Source organism: Leptolyngbya sp. FACHB-711, assembly GCF_014695615.1.
In the GTDB taxonomy this organism is placed as follows: domain Bacteria; phylum Cyanobacteriota; class Cyanobacteriia; order Elainellales; family Elainellaceae; genus Leptolyngbya_A.
In genome coordinates this window covers 1-7350 of the sequence record NZ_JACJOR010000571.1, presented here as the reverse complement: position 1 = coordinate 7350, position 7350 = coordinate 1, and the positions used below count along the sequence as shown (strand labels likewise).

At 46.4% G+C, this 7350-nt stretch carries 5 protein-coding genes; 3 read left to right on the top strand and 2 right to left on the bottom strand.

Going from position 1 to position 7350, the window contains the following annotated elements; translation table 11 throughout:
• Both H6F80_RS28265 and H6F80_RS28260 read left to right on the top strand, forming a co-directional pair.
• Positions 1-939 (top strand): recombinase zinc beta ribbon domain-containing protein (locus tag H6F80_RS28265; protein WP_190794847.1); only part of this gene is annotated, 939 nt, incomplete at its 5' end.
• 345 nt (positions 940-1284) lie between these two features.
• Positions 1285-1890 (top strand): helix-turn-helix domain-containing protein, encoded by a 606-nt coding sequence (locus H6F80_RS28260; protein WP_190794846.1) that lies wholly within the window; start codon positions 1285-1287, stop codon positions 1888-1890.
• A 357-nt stretch (positions 1891-2247) separates the two neighbouring features.
• Here the strand turns inward: H6F80_RS28260 and H6F80_RS28255 are convergent, their stop codons facing one another.
• Positions 2248-2376, bottom strand: coding sequence for a tyrosine-type recombinase/integrase (locus tag H6F80_RS28255; protein WP_518523678.1), 129 nt, complete (start codon positions 2374-2376; stop codon positions 2248-2250).
• Positions 2377-2958: 582 nt separating this feature from the next.
• On the opposite strand from H6F80_RS28255, the gene H6F80_RS28250 reads away from it, so the two are divergent.
• A complete protein-coding gene (locus H6F80_RS28250; RefSeq protein WP_190794845.1) occupies positions 2959-5913 on the top strand; it encodes a S8 family serine peptidase in 2955 nt (984 codons plus the stop codon).
• A 1015-nt stretch (positions 5914-6928) separates the two neighbouring features.
• On the opposite strand, the gene H6F80_RS28245 is transcribed toward H6F80_RS28250, so the two are convergent.
• A partial coding sequence (locus tag H6F80_RS28245; RefSeq protein ID WP_190794844.1) for an NACHT domain-containing protein occupies positions 6929-7350 on the bottom strand: 422 nt, incomplete at its 5' end.

Sequence of the window (7350 nt, the reverse complement as noted above, 5' to 3'; positions counted from 1 at the left end):
CTCAGGCATCCTGGTCCAGTTCTCGGTGCACTTCGCCAGAAGTATGGCATTCCCCATAAGCGGGAAATAGCTATCCTGCAGGACGATCGGGAACGCCGTGCTGAGGTCTTTAGCGGTGTCTACTACACTGAGAAGACTCGTAAGAGCGTTGACCCAACCACATCCAAGGAATTGTTGCTCTATAACGCTCCCCATAGCCTGGTGGAATGGATTCTTAATCCTGTTCTGCGGGGGCATACTGTTTACAACAAGTATGACAAAGCCAAGCGTGAGCTTCCCCCCGAGCAATGGGATATCCAGTACGACACCCATCCGCAGCAGCGTTACCTCTCGGATGAACAGTTCGAGGAGTTGCAGGCTATCATCAAAGCCAACCATCGCAGGGTGGGAACGCCTGGGGCAACCTTCTATCTCACGAGCTTGATCCATTGCGATTGCTGTGGACATCCGATGGTCCTCAAGTATCGTCCAGCATACAAATACTATGGCTGCCGCAATACCTCTGCCCATTGTCAAAACCGGGGCTGCATCCGTACTGAAAAGCTGGATGAGGCAATTATTCGCAAGATTGTCGAACGCGCTGTCCAAATCGCTGGGGCTCCATCAGCGGCTCGAATTTCAATGCTGGAATCATCTGAGGTTTCAGCATTGCGAGAGCAGATTGCGGAGACGGAACTATTGCTGCAAAGACGTCCAACGGCATCACTGAAACAAGCCTACAGCGACATGCAGAAGGAGCTTCAGGAGTTCATCCGAAACTCACAGTACCTCACCTTTGTCAGTGCCTCAGCGGAGGAGATCCTGATGTCTCTCTATGCCCGCAATGTGGCGTTCTGGTACAGCCTGATTCAACAGGAACGAGAGTTGCTTTATGGCATGTTAGTCAGGCGGGTAATGGTGCGGGATGGGGAGGTGGTGTCTGTGGTACTCCATGCCTAGAGGTTCATAGGTTTAGGGTGTTGGATAGACAGTCCATTCTCACCCTAACTTTGGATCTAGAAAACGTATGTTTTGTTATTTTTGTTCATCTTGTTGTTGTTTATTTAGGAGTATCTTATGTCATCTCGATTAACGTTAAGTACATTGCAAGCAACCGCTGAGCGTTACGATGAAGCTGCAGCACAGGCTCTGTCTGAATGGAAGTGGGGGTGTGAGTGCGCAGCACCAGGTCAATTTCTGGCGTGTTTGGACTGTACAGGCTTCAAATTATTCATCGAATTGCTGCAGAAACAGCTATGCCCAGAGGCCCCTGGAGAGTTTCCGCGCATCCTTCCAGCAAGGCAGTTGCCTCCATACTCTGCAACCCTCAAGCGAGACTGCATCCTCTTGTTCCAGAAGGGCTACACCACGGAACAAATTCAATACTTTACAGGAATGGGCAACCAGACAATCCTCCTGAGTTGGTTGCGAGAAGTAGGATTGATGGGCAGTTCCACACGAGATTATGAGCATCAGAAGCAGCAGTGTGTTGAGCTTTCCCTCAAAGGTTTGCTGCCAGTGCAGGTGCAGGTGGAAACTGGGGTTCCCGCAGATATTGTGAGTCGTTGGCTCAGAGACGTCAATATTCAGCAAAATCGGCGGCAGTTTTCTCAGGAGGATAAGCAACGCTGCATTGAGCTTTACCTAAGCGGGAAATCATTGCTGACGGTTTCCAAGGAAATGGAGATTCCGCGGTCTACAGTAGAGAGTTGGGTGAGGCGATCTGGAGCCAGCCGTGCTCGGATTAAGGGAGGCGGGAGACCCCCCACCTATTCGGAGATGTTTAAGTTGGAGTGTGTCGCACTAGTCCGAGAAGGAAAGAGCTTTGTCGAGGTGTCTGAGATCAAGGGGTGCTCTGAGGCTGCTGTCCGGGAGTGGTGGCAGAAATTTAAGAACGTTCCTGTAGATTAAGTCTGACAATTACCCACAAGTGAATGCTGGGGATTAGAGGGAAGTAGAGCATTGGACTAACCCGAAATGTTAGCTTCAAGGTTGGTCTGATGAGGGTTATCCAATGAATTACTTCTGCTGGTCAATACCAACTATTTTTCCAGTTTGTCCATAGGAATTGGATAATGTTTAGGAATGACAATAGAGGTGCAGTTAACTGCACTTATGAGGGCAATTGCTCCATTTATGCTTGCTTAGGTTTACACCACTTTTTTGATACTGCTTTTCAGGGACAGAACGACCGTTGAGCGAACCCTGCCCCTTCACGAGCCAGGGGTTATGAATCAAGCAGGCTTTTCACGCCTCGTCCGCCTCGATTTAGGACGTGGTGTAAATCATCATTGTCTTCACATCCTTGTGCTCTAAAAGCTCTTGAACGGCCCGAATGTCATACCCGTCCTGCAACAGATGGGTCGCGAAACTATGACGAAACGTGTGACACCCCACTCGCTTTTGGATTCCTGCCGCTTGGGTAGCGGCAGGAACATAGGTTATCTGTGAGAGAAGGTTATCTGCCGCCGCTCAACTTAGCCGTTATGCCGCTTCAGCAATCAATGAAGATAGAATGAGAAGAATTTGATGAGGACAATTGTCCAACCTTGCTCTTGTACCTATTACGGGCTTGATGTCATATTCCACAGTTCTCCTGCCCTCGTGTTGGGTTGAGTTCATGAGTGTTATGGCTCATAGTGAGATGAGCTGATTTAGGACAAAGAAGCAACTTTCATATCATAAAGATCGTCTAGATGGGCATTTGTCTTTACAAAGCATTATATAGCTCTGTCCCTGCTTAATCTTTTAATAAACTAACAATAAGTAATTAGTGAGTAATATTTGATACTCAAAAACTTTGGGTGGTAGTTGATCTTTAAAAATCCAAATATTGATGTCGTTTGAAATTGGATTGCTATAACTGAGTAAAGCACTTTTTGAAACCTGTTTTGTGTAGAATTCTGAATAAGGCGACTTCTGATTTCATCTGTGAGCTCTTGGTCTTAGTAAACCTGCTCTAGCCAGAGGTATCTACCAATGTCTATCAACGAAATTAATCCTGGAAACGGCTTGGAGACTGGCGTAGATTCCTCTACTGGTTTACCTGGTAGCATTTCTGATATTAATCGTGATCCCTTTAAACAGCCACCCAGTAAGGTTCATAGTACTCTTGTAAACATTTCGACGCATCCTCTTTTGAATCCTGCTGATGGCTTGGATACAGGAGCAAGCCATGACAGCAGCATTAATGCTACTCAAACCAAATCTGGTGCTGGTGCCTCATTAGTATATGGCGATGAATTTGAAAGCGGAATTCCTCCAATTGATTCTGTTGCTCGACAAGTAGGCAAAGCATTAGATGCCGTTGACAAAATCGTTGAGGATAGTACTCCGAGTGTACGTCAGTTCATTAGCGAAACAGTTACCCAGATCTCCGAAGCCACGCAGGATGGCATTGATACAGCTCGGAAAAATTGGAGTGCTCCGGACAACGAACTTCGCGAGGCTTTGACCGATCGCGTTCAGCGGGGGGTTGGGCTCATTAGAAAATGGGTTACTAATCTGTCTGAGAACCGCGATGTCCGAGAACTCGTGGATAGTGCTATCACTGTTGGGCGCAATCTTGCCGAAAAGACTGGAGATGTTATCCAAAACGCTCAAGTTGCTGCCGAATCTTGGCTAGACGGAGCTTATAACGAAACTTATTTTGGGAATGTTCTACCCTCACGTCCGTCTAATGGTGGCGATCGCCTGAATCAATCTTTTATCGGTGTCATTGATACTGGCTTCGAGGCACAAGATCATGGAACTCAAGTAATAGACGTGATTCAGCGGGTTGGCCACCAATTCCCAGATTGGCTAGCAGATAGTGTGGGAAGCGGAACATGGTCAAAGGCCTTGGTGAATTTCGTTGATGCGGCAAAAGCAAGAGGGCACTCCAATGCAGTCATCAATCTCAGCTTTGATTTGACTCAAACTAACCCGGATGGCAGTGTCTCAACCCGCTATGAATTGACTGCTGCGGAAAGAGAGGCTTTGAAGTACGCCCAAGCAAATAGGGTGCTAGTTGTTGCTTCGGCAGGCAATCAGGGTGGAGCCATGTCTGCTTTAGGGCAGGCATCTCAAGAGTTTGACAATGTGATTGCAGTAGGAGCCACTGAGGCAGGAAAACGAGCGGGGTATTCCAGCTATGGAGCAGGGTTAGACTTTGTTGCCTCTGGTCAGGGAAGAGAAGCAATGGGAACATCTCTAGCGGCGGCTAGAGTGACAGGAGCGATCGCCAAAATTTGGGACGCAAACCCACAACTAGACTATCGCCAGGTCGTGCAAACGCTTGAGTCAACTGCGATCGATTTGCAGAAACCAGGATGGGATTCTGAGACGGGCTATGGTGAGTTAAATACCTCAGCCGCGATCGATTTGGCTGACGACCTCATCCCTCAACCCCAATCGCGTTCAACTCAAGTTCTGCCTACGATTAAAAGAAATCAAGCTGAAGACTTGCATAACGACGTTTTTGAACACGAAAGCTCAACTTGGCAGTTAAATGGTGCTATTGCTAGTGAGCGACCTAATCGGGTGTCAGAAGGCACTGGATCTGAGACCATTCCTGCTCCTGCATTGAATCTGAATTATGGATCTGCGAATGCCGCAGAGCGCTGGAACGAGGCGGATGAAATGCGTTATGGGTCGGCAGATGCAGCGGCGGCTTGGCACGGAGAAGAGATCCGTGAACCTGAGCCATCAAGCTATGAAGACATGTCAGCGAACGCAGCAGAACATTGGATTGAGAATGCACCTGCTCCTAATCCAATCACGCCATCAGTTCCAAATCTAAAATATGAGCAGGGAGCACCCCTAACTTATGATCCTGCTGTGAAACAGTGGCAGCAACGCATGAAAGACCAGGGCTATGCCCCTAATATCGCTGTAGATGGTTTTTATGGACCAGAAAGCGAACAAGTTGCCCGCAAATTCCAAGAGGCGCAAGGGCTAGAAGTAGACGGAGTTGTGGGTCCGAAAACCTGGGATGCCGCCTTTAAAGCGCCTTTGCAGCCCGTTTCGATCGCTGCCACAGACCATGCAGATGAAACCGCGACAGAGTCACTATTAGAGGTTGAAGACTCACATAGTAGTACGGAGGCATTTGTACGAGATGTTATCGTTGGTGCTGGTGAAGTAGTAGGAGAAACAGCAAGTGATTTGTTGGATACCATAACCAATCCGATGCAGGCTGTAAGAGACACTTGGGCGGGCTTAGAAGCTGCCGTGAGAGATCCTGGGCAGGTGGCTAGGCAAGCTTGGGACGACTTTACAGAACCTTATGAGGAAGCTTTGGACAACGATCGTCCAGGACAAGCAGTTGGTCGAGCCGTTGTTGAGGTCGTTACATCTCCTGCAAGAGCCATTAGGACAATTCTCAGGCTTCCTCAAATTCTCGGCGATTCTGGAAGAGGGTCAATCTCTGGTGATGTTGATGGAAATAGTGATAGCGACACCTTAAGTGAGAATGGTAGAAGTTTTGAAGGAGGACCAGGTTCAGACAATCTTGATGCTGATGATACTCCGCCTCCTGACCCCAATTCTGATAGTGGTTTTCCTCCATCAAATTCCCCCAACTCATCATCAATTGAATATCCAGAAGATCAGTGGTGGGAGGCATCTAATTTCGGTCCCAATTGGTGGGGTACTAGAGTACCTAGGAGCTTCAATCTCAGGGTAGACGGACAGATTTATCATGTCGTTCCCAATGCTACAGAGCATCTCGACGACTATGTGTACCGAGCAAAGAGAGACAGGTATCCAGTAGCCCAGCCTGGTAGAGCTCCTAGCGGTGAATTTCCGCTTAGTCCCTTAGCTGCAGCTATTGAACAGGCTCAAGCACAAGGACTTAAGCCTGGTAGAAATTCTATAACTGTTGGAGCCTGGGAACTTGGTATTGATGTTAAAACCAATGAGAATGTAATTTACCATGCTGTCTATCGACCTTGAGAAGGGTAAAAGGCAATGAATAGATAGAGATTGTCTGTTACCGTAGATTGGGTCTTACTCCTTTGTTAAGAACTACAACATTTGAGATTTGAAGCTTCAGCGAATAACCCATAGGGTGGAACATTAAATGAAACAAATGCAATCACCTTCTCAGGTGATGATGACGCAACTACGATCGCTATTTCTATGAATCAGGTTGGAAAAGCGACAGACTACCAAAGGTTATGAAATGCGAATCGCCATTACTCAAAGTGCGTTGAAGAAATTCAGCATGTGTTTTAAGCGTACATAGATGTAAATTACAAATTGCTAATTTTGAGAGTGCGATCGTAGCATCACAAATCGCTGAACCGGAACGGAGCATGGGTTGTCTGGTGAGTTGCAAAGGTTATTGCCGTCCGGTTAACTCAACTGTTACCGCCTCTATGATTACTGAAAATGAATAGATTCGGCAGTGTCTGAAGTGATAATACGCCGGAGCGAGAGTTTTGGGCGTACTACAGAAATGTGCCTAATAGTCTTTTTCGGCAAAGTTTCAACAGATAGCTCTTCTTCCCCTACAAACCAAAGAAGGCACATCAATAAATACCAACTTTAGACCAAAACTAAGTAGGGGTAAAGGTAGCATAGCTGCAACGAAGTGCCATCCGGTCGCTGGAATAATTGAGGAGTAGGGAATCCAGCAAAAAAACTTGAAAAATAGAAACTTGCCCAAAAAAAGGACTTGGATTACCTACAAAATTTACGACAGAATCAGCATTTGAAGCCTTTTTTACTTCAAAACTTGCCCGAAAATGACCATTTCTTGGTAAGTTTTAGCTAAACAATAAAATTTTTCTGAATTCCTTACACAGTAAAGCTTTCAGACGCTACATGGCACTTCGTTGCAGCTTCGCTACCTTTGCCCCTTAAAGCATATTCCAGTAATCGACAGCTTATGGATTTGAGTTGATTGAGTTATCGATTCTCAATGGGTATCTCTCACTGCAAGATTTACAAGATTTGGATGCACTCATTAAATAGTGAAGGATATTGTTGTCTTGGTAACTTTGCTTAATCCCTCACTACTACGAGAAGTAACAAGTAAAGCATTAATTAGAAAATCTGGCAATTCAGGATTAACTTGTTTTCTAGTTTCCTCACTTCTTTCAGATAAACCGTCAACAATGACTAGAATTCGATTTTTGCGGAGAAGCTGTTCTAATAGTGCTTCCGAAATAGGATCAGATTCATCAGCAAGGTTTTGGAGCTGTCCCCGAATTGCTTCAAATATAGGAGTTTTACTTCCTGCTGTCTTTAAATCTAGGTCTCCTTCAAGGATCACTGGCAGCATTTGATGTTTGCAGGGACGATCTGTTGCTTTGCTTGCCAGTGCCCAAAGAGCAATCTGACATGCTAGGCTAGTTTTTCCCACTCCTTCCTCTCCCTGGATTAATA